Here is a 19,433-nt window from a genome sequence, read left to right on the forward strand (position 1 = left end):
ATTTTTTATTTAATTGAATTTGCGAAATTAATTATACTTTATCCAGCGGTTATTATTGGGAAAGGTAGAACAATATAAAACAGGTAAAAAAATAGGCCAGGAGCATCATACTCCTAGCCTTTTATTATGTATTCTATGGTGTATTTCTATTGCCTTTTAAAGAGTTTTATGAGCCATTTACGGCTTGTATGTGGCAAGGTGGAGAAGTTGTTAGGCCAAGGCTAAACAATGGCAAATTGAGGTTAATTTATGCGTGTATGAGTGTGTGATGGCAGCAGGTGCAAGGGTATGGGGGGGTAGTAAACATTTTAGGAACGATTCCTGTTTCTCGAAAAGGGGGTATCTGATGTTCCCACACAATACGTTAATAATTTGACCTTTCCGAACTAGAATATAAAGATTTAATAGTCCAGCCCCTCCACAGGCAACCTACTTTCTGATTTTATTTTGTAAGACACCCTGTTTTTATAATTTTCACTTAGCATTTGTGCCCATTTTCCTGCTTCTTTACCAAATGTCTTCACGTATTCCTGAAATCTATCATTTGAAGTCTTATATGCGGTACAAATACAATCGTCTAATTTAGCAATATCTCCTATATAAAATTCATCACTAAATAGTATTGAGTGATTATCTAATGTTGCTTTAGCTGCTCCAAGAGACATTGATTCCCTAACAAAAGCCGGAGGATGTTCCTTATTAAAATCTTTCCATGTTCGATAATCTCTAAAGATATAATGCAAACAGTGAATTGCATAAATCGGCATTTTTAAAATATCTACTTTATTTGCTAAATGTAATTTATTTTTATCGGATTTATAAAATAGAAAAGCTTCTTCCATTATCCTAGTGGAGGCAAAAGTATCCGCATCCGTCTCCATAGTTTGTAGATCCAAGTAACATTGATATAGTTGCGAACCAGTACTTTCTTTTATCATTCTAGGTATATGATTATAATAAATTGAATGACCACCAAATGCATGACCAACTTCGTGTGCTATTAGATATTTTATTGAAAACATAGATAAATATTCAGCTAAATTATTTAAAATGGAATTATCTGATAATACAAATTTCTCATAGAAAGGACTGTGCGCTTTTTTATGAAAAGACGAATTTATTTCGATTAAAATATAAGGCGGTATCTCTACATCCAATTGAAACAATGAAACGCTATTTATAAGTTTATAAAAAAAACTATAAATTTTAATAACTGCACCTTCATTTAATGTAATAGAATCGTCGTATTCATTTTCAATACTTGATGCATTTACATTTATATTCCAACAATATTTAAAATTAAATTCTTTAACTTTCTTATAATTATAAGGATTGCACTCAGGTTGTAAATATCCAACTAACTGTCGAGCAAAATCTTCATAAAAATCATAGCATGTCAGCTTTTGATCAAAGTTAAAATATTTAAATGGATTTCCTGTATCCCCTTTTTTCATATATTCAATTATTTCGTTCTCGTCCATATATATCCCTCTCATAAAGCCTACTGTCAACAGCCAAAGTCAATACTTTCACCTTATTTACATTAAGTGAACTTTTCAGGAAATTATTATTAATCATATCACGCCACCCGAAAAAAGGCATACGAGATGAACTAATCCCTCAACTATTCTCCAAAATCAAACGTACATATTAGAATTTCCTAAGAACCGCTATTAAGCCGACCAAGTTATCATAACCTACAATTTCATTGCAAATTTAAACGTACACCATTAATAATGAATATAAAGAATGTTTGCCATAATTCCCATATTATCCTATCCTTCTAAATCTGAAGCACTATCTAGAATTTCTTCCGATTCAACTGAAGGGATTTCATGTACTTCTCTTAGTTTACGATTTTTTTTCCATGTTCTGACACCAAAGATTTTGTCAAATCGCTTCCGTGTTTGTTCTATACGTTTCCATGCTTCAGAAAGAATGGGATTAAGATTAGAAAAAATAGTCTCGTGATCTACCCTAATATATTCTCCAAAACAATCTATTCTTGTTACAGTTTTTAAATCCAAGTAAGATTTATTTGTTTTCTCTTTAATAATTAACCATTTACTATTTGTTTCTATATCACTACATTTAATGTCATTAATCTTAGTTCCATCATTTAATGTAATATTAATAAAATTGCATGTATAAATATCATATCTTTCTTTAAAAAACCATAGTCCACCAATAAACATTATTAACATTATAAAAGACAATGTGGGACCAGAAACTTTATAATGAAACAGTGTGTTTATTAATATTGGCGGAAGAATTATAAAAATATAAGCTACAATCTTCATTATTACATATTTTCTATGTATAATTTTATCTCTCATACTCTTAAAAGAAATACATAATGTAGTTGTAATGTACCAATTCATAATAATATGAAACTTAAAAACATCTTCATCAGTAATGATTTTAAATCTTCCATTTAGTACTAATGTAACAACAACAAGTAATAAATTTATAAAAAACCAAACGATAAACCAATAAAAATAAAATAAGCCATCTACCGATTCAATCTTTAATTTAGGATACGATTTTGTTATAAATAGCGATTCAACATGTTTTGATAAAATAAATAAGATTAAAGGAATTATAATAGCATATAGAATCTTTTCCATAATATACCTCAATATTTAAATTATAAAAGTATAATCTTGATACTTTTAATAAAATCATACCACATCTTCCAAATAAAAAAAATAGGGTATATCAGATATTTCTATCCAATACACCCTATCTCACTTAATCATCAATATCAATCTTCCAATTAATCAATGACTCATATACCTTTTCCGGTATTTTACCTTTATACTTATCAGCAATCACTAATATCAATGCTTCTTTGTGTCTCTTATATTCAGCAAAGGCTTCTTCTGGGGTATCCCAATAGTGTAGCTTAATATTATTCCCGTCAACGTTTAGAGAACTTCTATATTTTCTACCATCTTTACTTACTCCTACTGGATAATCTCCTCTTTTTGCTGTATTATTTAGAACCAGTGTATTAATACTGTGAGGAACAAATACACAAGTTTCAGGACTATAGACAGTATTATATACTTTCGATTAGTTCAGCCAATTCAGGGCATAGCAAATAGGACGTTCCCAATTCTGGGAAGCCTTATAAATCGTTTATATTCTATCTTTACTTTCATTCTTCATCAAAGGGAATAGGTGTGCTGAATTGACTTATGGCAACATAGTGATGAAATTACCACGTTAGAATTTGACGTCACGACGAAATCGTGGGCAGCATAGAATCAACCACCACAAAATCGTGTTCGTTAAATAGATTTACTCTTGAATCCTGATACTGGCTTTCTTTTACTTCCCACCAGTTAGGAATTACCATTGCAATACGGTTCAATCACCGCGGTGTTTTGCCCACTTGTCTCTTAGGACACCACCTAGGACTTGTCTTAGGTGGACTGTCTACTCCTAATCTTTTAAATATCGTTGAAACTTCATATTCCTCACAACAATAATAATCCTTATAAAACAGCTCTATAAATTGACATCTATCACATTCCTTACAATGTGGCACTCTGTTTGGCATTCCAATCCTCCGTCTAGTCCATCAATACCTTTTTCTAGGTTTTTACTTAATCTTTCCTTTAATTGTTTCTTTGACTTTTTGTATTAACCCAATATTAGCCTTTTCTGAAATTTCATTTAAATCAAGCATGCCACTTTCAACGGCATACTTTAAGATTTCTTCTTGAGTCAATCAAACCACTCCTTCAACATTGCATAAATATATTTAATAATAGCCTGAACTAACAATTGTTTGTAAGATTATAGCATAAATGGAAGCATGACGGTATTTCTCGTACAAATCTGAAATATCATAGGCAGTAAAGCTTTTAATACCCTTTTCTTCCTATATGAATCTACCAAGGTGACCGTGACAACTGGGTATGGTGAACCTGATGTAATAACATAAAGTGAAAATCATAATACAGATAAATTGTAAGACTTTGTCGTTTCTTGTACAATAATGCGATATAATTTTTCTGTTAACTTAAGTAAATATGATATAATAGCATTAGTGTTAGCAACAATTTAAAAAAGGAGGAGAACAATGCACAAAAAAATGCATAAAATTAGCACGATTTTTTTATCTGTAATATTATCTTTATCACTTATAAATGTAGCTTTCGCCAAAGAAGTATCAAACTATGGAGAACGTTCAATCACTGCTGAGCCAGAAGGAATAGTATTAGAAGTAGATTCCCAAGATGAGTTTGAAGCGCTAGTACAGGAGATCGAGGAAGGTAATGCACGTGCCAATAAAATGTGGGAGGCAGCTAAATCTAGAGCTGTGTCTTCAAATAATGAATCATTTTTAGAAAATCCTTTAATTGCACCAAGGTCTTATGGATCTACAAACTATACATACAGGTTCGATAGTAACCATAAGATTGGGTTAATCCTTCGTTATGATACATCTTCTAGTGGAGGAGTAAAACATTTTACAGATGTGCATGATTTCTTAGTTAAGCCACATAATGACTCTACTGGTGTTGATGATGTATATTGGGAGTATAGTTATTTAGACAGCAAACGTACTGTTGCTGTAAATACCTCCTTCATTGTATCGATCCTAAAAAATGATGGCTTATATCATAATTACGATGTTACAAAGTATATAGAATATTATGCTTCTGGTGGTGCTAATGGATATTAAAAAATACTTACCGCCTATACTTTTATCATTATTTTCAGTACCTCTTAGTTATATAGCAACAAGACTTATGATGTCGGCACCATTTTTAGTTAACTATAATACTACAGTGTGTCTTTTTACTTTATCATTTAATGTAACTTCTATCATTTTAATAATTATTCAGAAAAAATAATTGCTAACACTATTGAGCATCGGACTATCCGGTGCTCTTTTATTCTATTATTGGTGACTGAAATTATTTGATTGAAGTTTCGGGTATTAGTTTCTTGGGTGTATCAGTACCTTACCATTTAAACTACAGATAACAAAATGGCACTCCATTCAACACATTTAAACGTCCATAAATCCATTTTAATTTCATACCAAAACAAGTCTCTAATACCATTACGGGTCAAATAATAACGTGTATATCCATTGTGGCAACAGGTAATTCGTTTGGAAGTATTTAATTCTTTTGCGATTTCATCAAGTGTCATATTCAAGGCGCCGTCTTGGCATCTTGTACCACCATGTTTATACCCCTCAAATTTATTAAAATTTTTGCCGTTTTAAGTGTTTATCTCTTTATTTTTAGCACATACTACTCTTAATTGGAGGTATCCCATGTTTCCAGATAAGATTTATTACGAACCAGAATCCCTTGAATATGAGTTGGGTAAGTGTCTAAAGGAAAAATACAGCACAATTCCATGGATTCCTATTAAGAGCCACAATAAAATAGACGAGCTGCGAACCCGCCCAAACAGTGATTTTCCGGCCATGAAGCACCATCTCATCATAGGAGTCCGCAAAACCCACAACTACGTTCCCAATCATAAAGTATCGGATTTTCTTGTACCTTATACCTCGTCCGGCTGCACCGCCATGTGCCACTACTGCTATCTGGTGTGTAACTACAACAAATGCGCTTATTTGCGTTTGTTTGTAAACCGGGAGCAGATGCTGAAAAAAATCATGGACCACGGGGCCCGCTCTGAAAAAAATTATACCTATGAGATAGGAAGCAACAGTGATCTTGTTCTTGAAAATACCATAACCGGAAATCTGGCATGGACAATTGAAAATTTCAGTAAGAGCAACTATGGATTTCTCACCTTCCCAACGAAATTCAATAAGGTAGAACCCCTTCTTGGCATCTGCCACGGTGGCCGTGTCATCATGCGGATGAGTGTCAATCCCCAGCCCATCATCACCCGGTTTGAACCGGGTACCTCCGGCTTAGATGCCAGAATTACCGCCTTAAACAGTATGTGTGACGCCGGATACCGGGTAGGACTTTTGATTGCTCCCATCATTATGACCGAAGACTGGAAAGATCTGTATTCTCAACTGATTGATACGCTCTCAGACCGGCTTTCCAAAAAGGTAAGGGAACAGGCACCCATTGAAATCATTTTCATGACCTACAGCTATGTTCAAAACGCAATCAACACAGAGGCATTTCCTCAGGCAGAACGCCTTTATGACAAAGAACTCATGACCGGGCGGGGAAGGGGAAAATACTGCTACCGTGATGATTTAAGAAGCAGCGGGGAACAGTTTTTAAGACAGCAAATCGAAGAAAAGCTAAGAGGGATGACGATTTTATATGTAGTTTAAAAAAACACCCGGCTGTTCTTTCTTCAGAAATTATATTATAATGTGAAGAGTATCAACAGATATACCTATTTGTGAGGCGAGTTGTTCTTGTGTTGTAGACTCCGAATTATTCGTGGTCTTAAATCTATTGTTACCATGCTCAACTCGCCTATATAGGATTATAAGCATTTGCATATATATACATAATTATTATATTCATATCCATTCTTTGTTTTATAATAACATTCGAACTCAATAATGAATTTTCCTTCAATATCATACATTTTTATTCACTATTAATTATTCTTCCTAAAGCCTCAACAAATCCTTATAACCTAAGCATTTTTTCAATATTATATTATATTTTAATTGTATATATAATTATCGATTTATGCAAATATTAGTTCGGCAATGAGTTCGTGGCTTCATAGCATTTACAAGGCTTTGCAAATCATCTGACAATTCAAAATCGTCACTTATTCACTCTAAATCGCCCATAATAAACTCTCTTAAGTTATGGCACCATCAATATTTTTATTACAGCAACAGGACAAAAAGAAAAGCACCTCCTAAAGATTCCTCTCTGTCTGGTACTTTCTTAATATTACATTAATTAATAAAATCTTCTGGATCAATTTCTAGTCTGTCAAATAACTCTGTCCATTCATTGTCCGAAAGTTGAAAATCCATATCTCCGTTGTCACTACCCTCCATGCAGCCTATCGCACATGAACGAGCAGTCATGTACATATCCAACATTTACATAAACTCATTATTGATCCATTGCTTGGCTCGACCTTAACTGATGAACGCAAAAAATCATATTGCCTTCGGTAGTATTTTGGATTATAATCATTGTAATACTCTTGTAGAAAATAATTCAATGTCTGATCGACTCTTTCTGTCATCACATCAACCATACCTAACATAGTAGGTTTTAAAGCAGCAGCCAATTCATTCATATCACTTACTCTCTTTGCCATAATTCTTTGTTCCTTCCTTTTCCGTTTTTTACATCAAATGAAACCCTTGTTTCAAGATACACCTTTACAATGCCTCTAGAACGCGCTGGAATCGTCGTATTGACATTTGAAGCTAGGTATGGGGAAACTGTTTGCGTTTACAGTTTAAGACACTAAAATAAGCCCACATACTCCTATTTCTACAAGCATATGGACTTATTCAGATGTCAAATATGTTAATGGGGCAATAATGGGTCAGATTGATTATTGCCTATGTCTAATCGTTGATTTTACGTTTCCAACCATTTTTCTGTCTCTTACTGTATTTATTTGAAAGCGTAATCGCCACAGTTGTCCAATTACCAATTTATCAGCTCCTGAAGTCTCTTCATATCTCTATGCTCAAATCCCAGCTCTTTTAATGCCTTAAAGATACCTTCTGCGCATCCCCAATGCCTGTCTGATTTTCTCTGATTCCTTTCACATCTGTACATATCATCACTTTTAAAATATTGCCTTACAATTTCAAATTCTTTTCTTGACTGTTCTGCTATTCTGATAGCCTCGTATAGCAAATTCTCACATATAGAAGTTTCATGTTGTGTCATAGTGCATCCTCCTTGTGCTAAACTATAATATAACTTTAATAGCATAGGTACTGGTAATAATTTCCAGTTTCAGCACAAGACTTGCTTTTCAGTTACTTAAAATGACCCTGTTCAGTGGAAAAAATAATATTATCTTTTACCGTCATTTCTATTATTACTGTAATTCTGCAACAAGCAGTTTACATAAATAAAACTAAGGAGGTATACATATGGTATACGAAACATTTCTGGAAACTGTCAAACAATCCATGAAAGAAAAGCTGGGGCCGGAATTCACCTTATTGATCCAACCCATCACCAAGAACAACGGGCTTATCCTTCATGGGCTTTGCATTGGGAAAGCGGACGAACGGGCAGCCCCCACCATCTATTTAAACCATTTCTATGAGTCATACCAAAAGGGCAGACCTTTTAATGCCATCCTGGATGACATCATGGTTCTTTACCAAAACTGCCCTCTGCCGGATGCCCTTCCCATTGAAGAATTCCTGTCACAGGAACAGATCATGGAAAAAGTTATCTTCCGCCTTATCAATGAGCCAGCCAACCGGGAACTGCTAAAAGAAGTCCCGCATATTACCTATCCGGAGCTGGAGCTTTCCATTATATTCTACATTTCCTTTCAAAAAGACGAAGACAGTCTCATTACCGCCCTCATCCACAACCGCCATCTAAAAGCCTGGAACCGGTCTGAAGAAGACATATACCTGGCTGCCAAATCAAATACTCCCCGTCTTTTTCCCGCCCGCATCCGTTCTCTTCCCGAAGCCATAAAAGATATTATAGAAAGGTCGACCGAGCACGAAATAAACGAAGATGCCATAGAAGAGCTCTTTGATGCTTCTCCCCTGTCTCCTTCCATGTACGTGTTGTCCAATTCCTCTGGAATAAGCGGGGCCGGCTGCCTGCTTTATGAAGGCATATTAAAAGACTTCGCATCATGCAGCGGCAGCGATTTGATCATACTGCCATCCAGCATTCACGAAGTCCTCATCATTCCATATAATGAAACTATTTCTTTTGACGAATTAGCAGAAACCGTTTTCTCCATTAACCAGGAAGAAGTACCGGAAGAAGACCGTCTGTCCAATCACATCTATTTCTATTCCAGAAGCAGCCATAAGCTGACCATTGCATTCACTTCTTCTGCCCCAGTCGGAACAAAGAATCCATGATAAAAATAGCCATTGCTATGGCACCCGAAATCTGAAGCGTTTCCACCAGATAATGGCTGGAAAGCTGCGGGTTATTTGCAATCACATATGATACGCTCCGGTAAATGGACGCTCCTGGAACCGACGGCAGGATTCCTGCCACCAGAAACACCGTGACCGGAGCTTTAAAAATCCGCGCAAAGATGTGGCTGGATAAAGCCACCAGCAGACTGGATAAAAAGGCCGCAGCAATGACAGACCCGGCTGCGGCATGCACCAAAAGATAGACAAGCCAACTGGCCGCGCCGATTCCTCCCGCTAAAACCACATGCTTCTTTGGAAGCTCCAAAACCAGAGAAAAGCTGATTACAGCCAGAAAAGCCCCAATCGTCTGTACTACCATGAAAGCCCTCCTGTCAGCCACTGAAATAAGCCCATACCTGCTCCCACCCCTGCTGCCACTGCAAGAGCGATCACTACCGCCTCCATGATCCTGGCTGTTCCCGATGCATAGTCCCCATTTAAGGTATCCCTAATGGCCGTTGTAAATATAACACCGGGAACCAGAGGCATGATTGCACCGATGATGATAATGTCACTTTTGATTCCAGGCATGAACCACCGTTCCATAAAAAGGGTGGTAATTGCAATTAAGAACGCGCAGACTCCGTTGGCGCAGAAGTCATTGAGCCTGATCCTTACGGAAACCTCCATGGCTGCTGCTAAGGAAAAACCGGTCACAGCCGCCGCCAGGCAATCCTTTGCTCCTCCACCTAAAAGGAGAGTAAAAAATACTGCCACACCCATAACTCCGACATCCTTTAGTCTCCTGCCGTACTGAACCGAATTCTGAATCTCCTTCAGCCTGCCATAAGCTTCCTCCACGGTCATGCGGTCCTCACACAGCATTCTGGAAACGTCATTGACCAGATATACCCTGTTTAAGTTAGTGGATCTTATAGTAACCCTTCTGGCTACGGTTATCGCCTCAATGGCAGGATCGTTAAGGGACGCAAAGATCCCTGTAGAAAAAACAATGGCTTCCGCAGAATCCCTGCCCGCCTTTCGTAAAATGTGGTCAATGGTATTCTCCACCCGGTAAATTTCCGCTCCGCTCACCAGCATAATCTCACCAGCCAGAACCGCAGTTTCCACAAGCAGCTTATCATTCATAGGCTTATTCCTCTAAAATATTAAGTTTAAAAAATTAAACTTCCAATCTGAAATACCAGTACAGAAGCGGTCCAGGCCACTGCCAGCTGGAAAAACACCATACCAAGGGTCCATCTCATAGAACCCGTTTCTTTTTTAATCGTTGCCACAGCCGCAATACAGGGGGAATACAGGAGGCAGAAAATCATAAGAGCATAAGCGTTCACTCCGCCAAAACCAAAACCCCCAAGAATTGAAGACAGCTTTCCCATTCCTGCTGCGGAATTTATATTGTTGATTCCAAACAGGACCGAAAAACTGGAAACCACCACTTCCTTTGCAGAAAGCCCGGAAATAAGAGCCACTGCAATTCTCCAGTCTCCAAGGCCGGCAGGGCTGAGTACAGGAACTAAAACCCGTCCGATGGCGGCCGCAAAGCTTTCTGACACATCTGCCACAAATCCCGACGGCCCGGTGTTTAAAACAAACCAAAGCACAATGGTGGCAAGGAAAATAGTGGTTCCCGCCTTACTCAGATAATCCTTTACTTTGTCCCATACATAAATCGCTACCGTCCTCCCGTTTGGAGTCTTATATTCGGGAAGCTCAATAAGAAGGGTATCCTCTTCCTCTGCCTTATGCCTTAAGTGAGTCACATAAGCAATGGTAATAGCCACCATTAATCCGATGAGGTACAGGGAATAAGCTACGATCAAAGCATGTTCCGGAAAGAACATCTGGGAAAACAGCACGTAAATAGGGAGTCTGGCTGAGCAGGACATAAAAGGCGTAATTAAAATAGTTCTCTTCCTGTCCTTTTCGCTGGGAAGGGACCTGGCAGCCATAATTGCCGGAACCGTACAGCCAAACCCCAGAAGCATGGGAAGAAAAGCCTTTCCAGAAAGTCCTACCCGCCCCATGATCTCATTCATAACATAGGCAACCCTTGCCATATATCCGCTGTCTTCCAGAAAAGCCAGCGCAAGGAACAAGATAAAGATATTGGGCAGGAATGTGAGGATCCCTCCTACTCCGGCTATAATTCCGTCTACCACCAGGGAAGTGATCCAGGCAGAGGCATGGATGCCTTCCATAAACTGATTCATATAGGCAGAAAGCAAGCTTAAGGCGACTTCAAAATATCCCTTTAAAAAATCACCCACAGTAAAAGTCAAAAAGAACACCAATGCCATGATACCCAGGAAAAACGGCAGTCCCAAAATGGGATGGGTCAGATATTCATCGATCTTATCTGTAAATACTGCCTTTTGTTCTTTATTCACCAGGCATTCATGGATGATGCTTTCTATATAATCGTATTTCTGATTTATGATTTCCTTCTCATAATTATGGTCTATAATATTGCTTAAATCAAGGGGGGGATCCTCCCATACCTCTTCATCATATTCCAGGAACTTGATGGCATGCCATCTTAGATTGTCCATGCTTCCGTAATGGGCCTTTAACACGGTTTCTATCTTGGAAATTTTATTCTCGATTTTAGGTGTATAATTTACGACCACACCTTGAGGGCCTTCTTCATAATGATGAACTACCGCATGAAGCAGCACATCAAGCCCGGTCCGTTTTCTTGCGGAAACAGGAACCACAGGAATGGATCCAAGCATCTCAGGAAGACGGTGCAAGTCAATTTCCATTCCCCTGTCCTCAACAATGTCCATCATGTTAAGGGCTAAAATGACCGGTTTTTTTAGTTCCAGAAGCTGAAGGGTTAAATAAAGATTCCGTTCCAGGGATGAAGCGTCTACCACATTAATGATCACATCCACTTCTCCGCTTTCCAGGCATTTCCTGGTTACCTTTTCTTCCAGGGTATAACAGGTCAGGCTGTAAATCCCCGGCGTGTCGATTACCCGGATGGGACGTCCCTTATAGCTGGTTTCTCCTTCCACTCTCTCCACGGTAACACCAGGCCAGTTGGCCACCTTAAGCTTTGCTCCTGTAAAAGCATTGAATAAGGTTGTTTTTCCGCAGTTTGGGTTTCCCACAAACCCGACACGGATCGTTCCTTTTTCCTCACTCATGGTCCACAGCCTCCCTGATTTCAATTCCTTCCGATATCCTTCTCCCAAGAGCGAGACGGGTGCCCCTTACCTTGATAATCACAGTGCCGCTTCCCTTCTTATTCATCAGGGTAACTGGCGTCAGTTCATTAACTCCAAGGGCTTCTAACCGCCTGGTGATGGTATCTTTTACCATCACGCTGTAAACGATGTAGGTTTTTCCGATTTCTCCTTCATGTAGCTTCATAATAATCTCCTCTGGATGCAGCCATTTTATGCTAATGGCGTTCCAAAGCTCCTGCCTTAGATGCGTCCATTGAGATTTTACTCTTATTGAGAATCACTGTCAATACCATTCACCCGTTCCGGGCAACAATTTTTAGTCCTTTAATCATCCATATCCTGAAGCATCTTTTTTACCTGGACCATCCGGTCACGCAGCTTTGCCGCCTCCTCAAAATTAAGCTCTGCCGCTGCCTGGTGCATCTTCTTTGTAAGCTCTTTGGCAAGCTTTTCCAGTTCCTTTGCATCCATGGATTCAGGATCCTTCTTAAAGTCCTTCTCCCCTTCAATGGCTGCCTTTGAGATGGCAATGAGGTCACGGACCGATTTCTTGATGGTAGTAGGAGTGATCCCGTGTTCTTCGTTATAGCGCTGCTGAATGGCTCTCCTTCGGTTAGTCTCCTCAATCGCCACGCGCATGGAATCAGTCACCCGATCCGCATACATGATTACATGACCATCAGAGTTTCTGGCCGCCCTTCCAATGGTCTGGATCAGGGATGTCTCCGAGCGGAGAAATCCTTCCTTATCTGCATCCAGAATAGCCACCAGGGTGATCTCCGGAATATCAAGGCCCTCCCGCAGCAGGTTGATTCCCACCAGCACATCAAAGACATCCAGACGCATATCCCGGATAATTTCGGAACGCTCCAGGGTATCGATATCGGAGTGGAGGTATTTTACCCGGATTCCTACCTCTCTCATATAATCGGTCAGATCCTCGGCCATCCGCTTGGTCAGGGTGGTGATCAGAATCTTGTTTTTCTTTGCCACTTCCTTATTTACCTCGGAAACCAGATCATCGATCTGTCCTTCCACCGGTCTGACATCAATTTCAGGATCAAGAAGCCCTGTAGGCCGGATGATCTGCTCCACCCTTAAAAGCTCATGCTCTGCCTCATAAACAGAGGGCGTAGCAGAAACGAACATCATCTGATTGATCTTGGATTCAAACTCCTCAAAATTCAGGGGCCGGTTGTCAAGGGCTGACGGAAGGCGGAAGCCAAAATTCACAAGTGTTGTCTTTCTGGAACGGTCTCCTGCAAACATTCCCCGCACCTGAGGCAGGGTGATGTGGGATTCATCCACCATGATAAGAAAATCATCGGGGAAATAATCGATCAGGGTGCAGGGAGGCTCTCCCGGCTTGCTTCCGACCAAATGCCTGGAATAGTTTTCGATACCGGAACAAAAGCCGGTTTCCTTCATCATCTCCACATCAAAATTCGTCCGTTCCGAAATCCTCTGAGCCTCTAACAGCTTGTCCTCGCTCTTAAAATAGGCCACCTGCTCCTTTAATTCATCCAGAATGGTCTGTGCTGCACGCTCCATCTTCTCTCTGGACACAACGTAATGGGAAGCAGGAAATATTGCCACATGTCCCAGATCCGCCCGGATCTCCCCTGTCAGGGTATCTATCTCCGTAATACGTTCCACTTCATCTCCAAAAAACTCGATCCGGTAAGCCTCGCTGCCGGAATAGGCCGGGAATATCTCTACCACATCGCCTCTTACCCGGAAGGTCCCCCGTCTGAAATCCATATCATTCCGGTCATACTGGATATCAATCAGCTTATGGACCACCTCATCCCGGTCCTTTATCATGCCAGGCCTTAAAGAAATAACCATTTCCTTATAATCAATGGGGCTTCCCAGGCCATAAATACAGGAAACCGATGCCACGATGATCACATCGCTCCGCTCCGAAAGGGCAGCCGTAGCCGAATGCCTGAGCTTATCAATCTCATCATTAATCGCCGAATCCTTCTCAATATAGGTATCCGTAGAAGGCACATAAGCCTCCGGCTGGTAATAATCATAATAGGAAACAAAATACTCCACCGCATTTTCAGGAAAAAACTCCTTGAACTCGCCGTAAAGCTGGGCTGCAAGGGTCTTATTATGAGCGATGATGAGAGTCGGTCTTTGCAGCTTCTGGATTACATTTGCCATGGTAAAGGTCTTTCCAGAACCGGTAACTCCCAGCAAAGTCTGGAATTGATTGCCCTCTTTGAATCCTTTCACAAGCTGGTCAATGGCCTCAGGCTGGTCACCGGTAGGGGCATATTCTGAATGTAATATAAAGTCCATGATTATTTCACCTCCAAATCCTTTTTTGCGGACGGACGCCAGATGGACAACGCATATCCACCTGGCGGCTGCCTATGCAAAAATAACAATGTCTGTCACTGCCAATTATACCATATGGCTCAAAGAAAGTATAGCCAAACAAGGAACATCTGTTCTTTTGTATTGAAATTCTTCTCCTTTTAGTATATCATACATCCTATACTACGAAACAGCAGGAGGATAATTAATGTACAGCTTTAATAATGACTATAGTGAAGGCGCACATCCGAAAATTTTAGAAGCAATGATCAATGCCAATTTAATCCAAAATAATGGATACGGACTGGATGACCATTGCAGCGGTGCCCGCACTCTCATCAGACAGGAAATCGGCAGAGAGGATGCTGATGTCCATTTTATCGTCGGCGGCACCCAGACCAATCTGATCACCATCGCCACTGCCCTGCGTCCCTGGCAGGCTGTCATCGCAACGGATATGGGCCATATAAACGTCCATGAGACAGGGGCCATCGAAGCCACTGGGCACAAGGTCTTAGCCATGCCAAGCGAAGACGGAAAGCTGACTCCTGCCCATATCCAGAAAGCCCTGGACCTTCACACCGATGAGCACATGGTGCAGCCGAAGATGGTCTATATTTCCAACTCAACGGAGATCGGCACCCAGTACAGCAAAGCAGAGCTGGAAGCCCTTCACCATATCTGCCGCCAAAAGGGGCTTTACCTGTTTTTAGACGGAGCCCGAATTGGGTCCGCACTTACAAGCTCTGTGAATGATTTAACATTACAGGATATTGCAAAGCTTACCGATGTGTTTTATATCGGAGGAACAAAAGGAGGCGCTTTGTTTGGAGAAGCCCTGGTGATCTGCCATCAGGATTTAAAACCGGATTTCCGGTTTATGGTAAAGCAGAGGGGAGCCATGCTGGCAAAGGGCTGGCTGCTGGGCATCCAGTTTGAAGAGCTGTTTTCCGACAACCTCTTCTATGATTTGGCTTCTCACGCTAATGAGATGGCTGCCATCCTGAGGAAAGGAATTGAACAATGCGGATATTCCTTTCACTCTGGTTCCATGACAAACCAGCTTTTCCCCATCCTTCCTGACAAGGTGATCACAAAGCTGGAAAAGGACTTCCTTTTCTCCATTCAGGAGCGGATCGATGACAGCCATACTTCTATCCGGCTGGTTACTTCCTGGGCTACCAGCGAAGAAGCATGCTGCAGGTTTGTCAGTCTTTTGGAAACTTGTTAATTTTAAAACTCTGAATAAAGAAGCCCTTAAAAAAAAGAAGCCCTCTATGATCAGCAGTTAAATCTGCCGGCCACAGAAGGCTTCTTCCTTTTACGATACAGGTCAAGCGGATATTCACAATCCGCAGCCCTGCTTTATTCGGTTAAACTAACGGTTCTCATTCAATGCTTTTATCGCTTCCGCAAGCTGGTTATCTTCGCTATGCTCAATTTTGATCTTAGTCTTTAAATCCTCTTTTAAATCAACTGCAACATCCGGCTCCAGGCCTTTTCCATGCAGGTCAAAGCCGCTTGGAGTATAGTAATGGGCTACAGTCATCTTAATAGCCGTACCATGGTCAAGAGGAAATAGTGTCTGGACAATTCCCTTTCCAAAGGTCTTTGTTCCCACCAGCTTTGCCTTGTCATAGGCCTTTAGCGCTCCTGAAAATACTTCGGAGGCACTGGCGGACTGACCATTGACTAATACAGCTATGGGTACGTCTACCTTATGGCCGTCAGAAGCGTAATACTGCTCCCCTTCTCCATATTTATCCGCCATATAAACCAGAAGCGTCTTATTCTTCTTGGTCCTTACCAGATTAGGATCTCCTTCGATTACCAGATCGTCCGGAAGAATGTAATCCAGCATGGAAACCACTGCATCCACTACCCCTCCAGGATTATTTCTCAAATCCACGATCAGCTTCTCCATACCCTGTTTTTCCAGATCATCAATGGCGTTCTTAAACTGACCTGCTGTTACCGTATCAAACTGGCTCACTGATATATATCCGATATTGTCTGCCAGCATTTCATGCTCTACCGTAGGAACCGTGATCTGACGGCGCTCCATTGCCATATCAATATAGGCTCCCGTATCCGGACGAAGGACCGTAACTGTTACAGACGTTCCTTCCGCCCCTTTGATATGATCCTTTACCACCAGCTCTAAATCCATGCCGGTCACTTCCTGATCGCCCACCTTGTAGATTAAGTCGCCGGGCAGCATTCCTGCCTCAGCACCGGGCGTTCCCTCGAAGACCTTGGTCACCGTGATGATACCGGTAGTCGCGCTCTGGCTGACCATGACTCCGATTCCGCAGTATTCTCCAGCCGTGTCCTCTACCAGCTTCTCATATTCGTCTGCCGTATAGTAAACCGTATAAGGATCCTCAAGTCCATACAGCATTCCCTTGTATATCCAGTCTTCCACATTTTTTGTATCCTCATCAAAGAGGTAATACTTATCGATCACGCTCTGAATGGTCTGGATTTTGGCTACGATCCGGTTTATATCCAGATTGCCTTCCTGGTTCTCCGCCCGGGCAGATTCGGCTGCCTGATCTTTTCCATCAATTGCCGCCCTGCCGATCAGAAAGATTCCCAAAGACATACCCACAATAACAAGACCTGCCAATGTGGTCAGAAGCGCTCCTACCAGGGCGCCCTTCCAAAATTTATTCTTACTTTCCACTGTTATTCTCCTATCTAGCTCTTTATGGGCTTTTCGTATTTCACCGGATTTACATGGCGGCCGTTTGCCTGATCCCTAAATGGAGACAAGGCCCTGTGGAATATCCAGTATAACCCACATTTGCAATTACCTGCCCCTGCCATACTTCCTGCTCATATTAAAACCGGGAGCAGTGCATATAAACGGCATAAACTTCTCCGCCAAAAGAGATCATGATATATGCCGGCAGAATAACTGTATGTAGATGTGGCGGATTCCCAGCGTTAAAACCGAAATGATACAGCTAACGCACGCAGAATCATATAAATTTAATATTCCCCATAGAAACCGTATTATACGTTTTTCCGGCCCGGAAAAGCTCTCTGATGGGCCTGATCCGTTTTCTGTAACTGGAAAGCTGAGAATCTTATTCCTGGACCGGATGTCATTCTCCGGCATTTTTTATCATATGCAGCAATGCTGCTAATATATTCCCAGGTTCAAAAACTGGATTTCTTCCCTTATACTTTTAAATGCTTCCGGATGGTAAAGAAGCTTACAAAAAATCCGATTCCAACGCCAAGAGCCAGCGCCGTTGCCGCCATATAGGGGAATATGGCTTCCACCGGAAGGAACTGAAACAGCCCTGATAAGATGCTGAACTTTGTGACCACATATTCAACTGTTGACCGGTATAGAAAATAAATGGATACCAGAGGAATGCAGGCGCCTACCAGTCCAATGATAATTCCTTCCACCACAAAGGGCGCCCGGATCATATAATTGGTGGCACCAATTAATTTCATGATCTGGTTTTCATTCTTCCGGAATGCCGCTGCCACTGAAATAGTATTGCTGATCAGGAATATGGCCACAGCCAATAAAACTCCGATGATCAGCATGGAAAGAACTCCGATCACCCTGCTTAAGCTGTTCATTCCTTCTGCTGCGGTTTTGGAATAATTGACCTTCCTGACACCATCAATGCTCTTTAACCAGTCAACAACCTGTTCCTGGTCCACCAGGTCCTTTAAAAATATGGTATAAGAAGCTGAATTGGCCAGCGGATTGTCCTCCTCAAATCCTTCTGCAAGATCCTGCATATCCCCGAAGTATTCCTGCTTTGCTTCCTCCCATGCATCCTCTGCCGAGGTGAATGTCACTTCCTTCACGTCATCTCTGGCTTTGATCTTATTGCCGATTTCCTTGATCTTGTTCGCGTCCAGTCCTTCATTAAAAAACACTGTGATTCCCACTGTGCTTTCCGTATTCTTTATTACATATTGCACGTTGATAACAATGGAAAAAAACAGGCAGAACAAAAAAATGCAGGCGGAAACCGTTGCAATGGACGCCAGAGAAAACAAAATGTTCCTGCATATATTATTTACACCTTGTTTCAGGCAATACCAAAACGTACTAATTCTCATATGTATAACCGCCTTTTTTCTCATCGCTTATGATGGTTCCACGGTCCATCACAATCACCCGTTTTTTCATCCGGTCTACAATCTCCTGGCTATGAGTGACAACGATCACGGTTGTCCCCAACCTGTTTACCTCATTTAACAGCTTCATGATCTCCATGGAGTTGTGTCCATCCAGATTTCCGGTGGGCTCGTCTGCCAACAGGATTTCCGGACGGTTAATTAAAGCCCTGGCAATGGCAACACGCTGCTGCTCTCCACCGGACAACTGCTGAGGAAAAAACTTGTATTTTGAAGAAAGTCCCACCATCTTTAGCATGGCGGGAACCGATTCTTTTATGCTCCTTGTAGATGCTCCGATTACCCGCTGCGCAAAAGCTACATTTTCGTAGACATTCCGATCCTTTAACAGACGGAAATCCTGAAAAACCATGCCGAGCTTCCGCCGGTATCTGGGAATGAACCCTCTGGGCATCTTGCTTAAATTCATATCATTTACAATAATCTTACCGGAGGTTGGCTCCACTTCTTTTAACAGCATTTTTAAGAGCGTGGATTTGCCTGACCCGCTGCGGCCAATGATAAAAACGAATTCCCCGTCCTCAATCGTCATGCTGACATTACGCAGCGCCTTATTTCCGGCCTCATATGTTTTGCTTACATTCCATAATTCAATCATTTCAGTCCTCTAATTTTTGTGCTTTGATTACTTTTGCTTTTGGGGGGGATTGGGAAAAAAGACAGCTATACAACTGCTTTTGTGCAAGCACAACGCA

At 41.0% G+C, this 19,433-nt stretch carries 18 protein-coding genes; 4 read left to right on the forward strand and 14 right to left on the reverse strand.

The window, feature by feature from the left end:
• Positions 1–401: 401 nt before the first annotated feature.
• The 3 genes from ABFV83_RS13315 to ABFV83_RS13325 all read right to left on the reverse strand — a co-directional run bounded on the left by ABFV83_RS13315 (position 402) and on the right by ABFV83_RS13325 (position 3,736).
• Positions 402–1,481: a hypothetical protein gene (locus ABFV83_RS13315; protein ID WP_349944479.1), complete on the reverse strand. Its 1,080-nt coding sequence runs from the start codon at positions 1,479–1,481 to the stop codon at positions 402–404.
• Between the two features lie 294 nt (positions 1,482–1,775).
• On the reverse strand, positions 1,776–2,627 hold the full coding sequence (locus ABFV83_RS13320; protein ID WP_349944480.1) for a hypothetical protein: 852 nt from the start codon (positions 2,625–2,627) through the stop codon (positions 1,776–1,778).
• Positions 2,628–3,607: 980 nt separating this feature from the next.
• Positions 3,608–3,736 (reverse strand): hypothetical protein, encoded by a 129-nt coding sequence (locus tag ABFV83_RS13325; RefSeq protein WP_349944482.1) that lies wholly within the window; start codon positions 3,734–3,736, stop codon positions 3,608–3,610.
• A gap of 354 nt (positions 3,737–4,090) precedes the next feature.
• On the opposite strand from ABFV83_RS13325, the gene ABFV83_RS13330 reads away from it, so the two are divergent.
• Positions 4,091–4,696 carry a hypothetical protein gene (locus ABFV83_RS13330; RefSeq protein WP_349944483.1) on the forward strand — a complete coding sequence of 202 codons (606 nt, stop codon included), beginning with the start codon at positions 4,091–4,093 and terminating at the stop codon, positions 4,694–4,696.
• Positions 4,697–5,299: 603 nt separating this feature from the next.
• Positions 5,300–6,295, forward strand: a complete 996-nt coding sequence (locus ABFV83_RS13335) for a spore photoproduct lyase family protein (protein WP_349944485.1) — start codon at positions 5,300–5,302, stop codon at positions 6,293–6,295.
• A gap of 719 nt (positions 6,296–7,014) precedes the next feature.
• Here the strand turns inward: ABFV83_RS13335 and ABFV83_RS13340 are convergent.
• Both ABFV83_RS13340 and ABFV83_RS13345 read right to left on the reverse strand, forming a co-directional pair.
• Positions 7,015–7,257: a hypothetical protein gene (locus ABFV83_RS13340; protein WP_349944486.1), complete on the reverse strand. Its 243-nt coding sequence runs from the start codon at positions 7,255–7,257 to the stop codon at positions 7,015–7,017.
• Between the two features lie 338 nt (positions 7,258–7,595).
• Positions 7,596–7,844: a hypothetical protein gene (locus tag ABFV83_RS13345; protein ID WP_349944487.1), complete on the reverse strand. Its 249-nt coding sequence runs from the start codon at positions 7,842–7,844 to the stop codon at positions 7,596–7,598.
• 209 nt (positions 7,845–8,053) lie between these two features.
• Between ABFV83_RS13345 and ABFV83_RS13350 the strand changes: the two genes are divergently transcribed.
• Positions 8,054–9,019, forward strand: a complete 966-nt coding sequence (locus ABFV83_RS13350) for a DUF5688 family protein (RefSeq protein ID WP_349944488.1) — start codon at positions 8,054–8,056, stop codon at positions 9,017–9,019.
• Here the strand turns inward: ABFV83_RS13350 and ABFV83_RS13355 are convergent.
• The 5 genes from ABFV83_RS13355 to uvrB form a co-directional block, all read right to left on the reverse strand.
• Positions 8,982–9,401 carry a threonine/serine exporter family protein gene (locus tag ABFV83_RS13355; protein WP_349944489.1) on the reverse strand — a complete coding sequence of 140 codons (420 nt, stop codon included), beginning with the start codon at positions 9,399–9,401 and terminating at the stop codon, positions 8,982–8,984. The genes ABFV83_RS13350 and ABFV83_RS13355 overlap by 38 nt on opposite strands.
• Positions 9,395–10,171, reverse strand: coding sequence for a threonine/serine exporter family protein (locus ABFV83_RS13360; protein WP_349944491.1), 777 nt, complete (start codon positions 10,169–10,171; stop codon positions 9,395–9,397). The genes ABFV83_RS13355 and ABFV83_RS13360 overlap by 7 nt, the downstream gene beginning before the upstream one ends.
• Before the next feature lie 26 nt (positions 10,172–10,197).
• A complete protein-coding gene (feoB, locus tag ABFV83_RS13365) occupies positions 10,198–12,195 on the reverse strand; it encodes a ferrous iron transport protein B (RefSeq protein WP_349944492.1) in 1,998 nt (665 codons plus the stop codon).
• Positions 12,188–12,427: a FeoA domain-containing protein gene (locus ABFV83_RS13370; protein WP_349948919.1), complete on the reverse strand. Its 240-nt coding sequence runs from the start codon at positions 12,425–12,427 to the stop codon at positions 12,188–12,190. The genes feoB and ABFV83_RS13370 overlap by 8 nt, the downstream gene beginning before the upstream one ends.
• 134 nt (positions 12,428–12,561) lie before the next feature.
• Positions 12,562–14,547 (reverse strand): excinuclease ABC subunit UvrB, encoded by a 1,986-nt coding sequence (gene uvrB / locus ABFV83_RS13375; RefSeq protein WP_349944494.1) that lies wholly within the window; start codon positions 14,545–14,547, stop codon positions 12,562–12,564.
• A gap of 226 nt (positions 14,548–14,773) precedes the next feature.
• Between uvrB and ABFV83_RS13380 the strand changes: the two genes are divergently transcribed.
• Positions 14,774–15,796, forward strand: a complete 1,023-nt coding sequence (locus ABFV83_RS13380; RefSeq protein WP_349944495.1) for an aminotransferase class V-fold PLP-dependent enzyme — start codon at positions 14,774–14,776, stop codon at positions 15,794–15,796.
• Between the two features lie 147 nt (positions 15,797–15,943).
• Here the strand turns inward: ABFV83_RS13380 and ABFV83_RS13385 are convergent, their stop codons facing one another.
• The 4 genes from ABFV83_RS13385 to ftsE form a co-directional block, all read right to left on the reverse strand.
• Positions 15,944–17,251: a S41 family peptidase gene (locus ABFV83_RS13385; RefSeq protein WP_349944496.1), complete on the reverse strand. Its 1,308-nt coding sequence runs from the start codon at positions 17,249–17,251 to the stop codon at positions 15,944–15,946.
• 49 nt (positions 17,252–17,300) lie between these two features.
• On the reverse strand, positions 17,301–17,369 hold the full coding sequence (locus tag ABFV83_RS13390; RefSeq protein WP_349948920.1) for a hypothetical protein: 69 nt from the start codon (positions 17,367–17,369) through the stop codon (positions 17,301–17,303).
• 382 nt (positions 17,370–17,751) lie between these two features.
• The gene (gene ftsX, locus ABFV83_RS13395) at positions 17,752–18,660 is read right to left on the reverse strand and encodes a permease-like cell division protein FtsX (RefSeq protein WP_349944498.1); all 909 of its coding nucleotides are present in this window, start codon (positions 18,658–18,660) and stop codon (positions 17,752–17,754) included.
• Complete coding sequence (gene ftsE / locus ABFV83_RS13400; protein ID WP_349944499.1) at positions 18,650–19,336, reverse strand: cell division ATP-binding protein FtsE; 687 nt, start codon at positions 19,334–19,336, stop codon at positions 18,650–18,652. The genes ftsX and ftsE overlap by 11 nt, the downstream gene beginning before the upstream one ends.
• Positions 19,337–19,433: the final 97 nt, after the last annotated feature.

It is taken from the genome of Lacrimispora sp. BS-2, assembly GCF_040207125.1.
Taxonomy (GTDB): domain Bacteria; phylum Bacillota; class Clostridia; order Lachnospirales; family Lachnospiraceae; genus Lacrimispora.

Coding starts and splice junctions, on each gene's coding strand:
- ABFV83_RS13315 (WP_349944479.1), bottom strand. CDS start 1,481: ATGGACGAGAACGAAATAATTGAATATATGAAAAAAGGGGATACAGGA.
- ABFV83_RS13320 (WP_349944480.1), bottom strand. CDS start 2,627: ATGGAAAAGATTCTATATGCTATTATAATTCCTTTAATCTTATTTATT.
- ABFV83_RS13330 (WP_349944483.1), top strand. CDS start 4,091: ATGCACAAAAAAATGCATAAAATTAGCACGATTTTTTTATCTGTAATA.
- ABFV83_RS13335 (WP_349944485.1), top strand. CDS start 5,300: ATGTTTCCAGATAAGATTTATTACGAACCAGAATCCCTTGAATATGAG.
- ABFV83_RS13340 (WP_349944486.1), bottom strand. CDS start 7,257: ATGGCAAAGAGAGTAAGTGATATGAATGAATTGGCTGCTGCTTTAAAA.
- ABFV83_RS13345 (WP_349944487.1), bottom strand. CDS start 7,844: ATGACACAACATGAAACTTCTATATGTGAGAATTTGCTATACGAGGCT.
- ABFV83_RS13350 (WP_349944488.1), top strand. CDS start 8,054: ATGGTATACGAAACATTTCTGGAAACTGTCAAACAATCCATGAAAGAA.
- ABFV83_RS13355 (WP_349944489.1), bottom strand. CDS start 9,401: ATGGTAGTACAGACGATTGGGGCTTTTCTGGCTGTAATCAGCTTTTCT.
- ABFV83_RS13360 (WP_349944491.1), bottom strand. CDS start 10,171: ATGAATGATAAGCTGCTTGTGGAAACTGCGGTTCTGGCTGGTGAGATT.
- feoB (WP_349944492.1), bottom strand. CDS start 12,195: ATGAGTGAGGAAAAAGGAACGATCCGTGTCGGGTTTGTGGGAAACCCA.
- uvrB (WP_349944494.1), bottom strand. CDS start 14,547: ATGGACTTTATATTACATTCAGAATATGCCCCTACCGGTGACCAGCCT.
- ABFV83_RS13380 (WP_349944495.1), top strand. CDS start 14,774: ATGTACAGCTTTAATAATGACTATAGTGAAGGCGCACATCCGAAAATT.
- ftsX (WP_349944498.1), bottom strand. CDS start 18,660: ATGAGAATTAGTACGTTTTGGTATTGCCTGAAACAAGGTGTAAATAAT.
- ftsE (WP_349944499.1), bottom strand. CDS start 19,336: ATGATTGAATTATGGAATGTAAGCAAAACATATGAGGCCGGAAATAAG.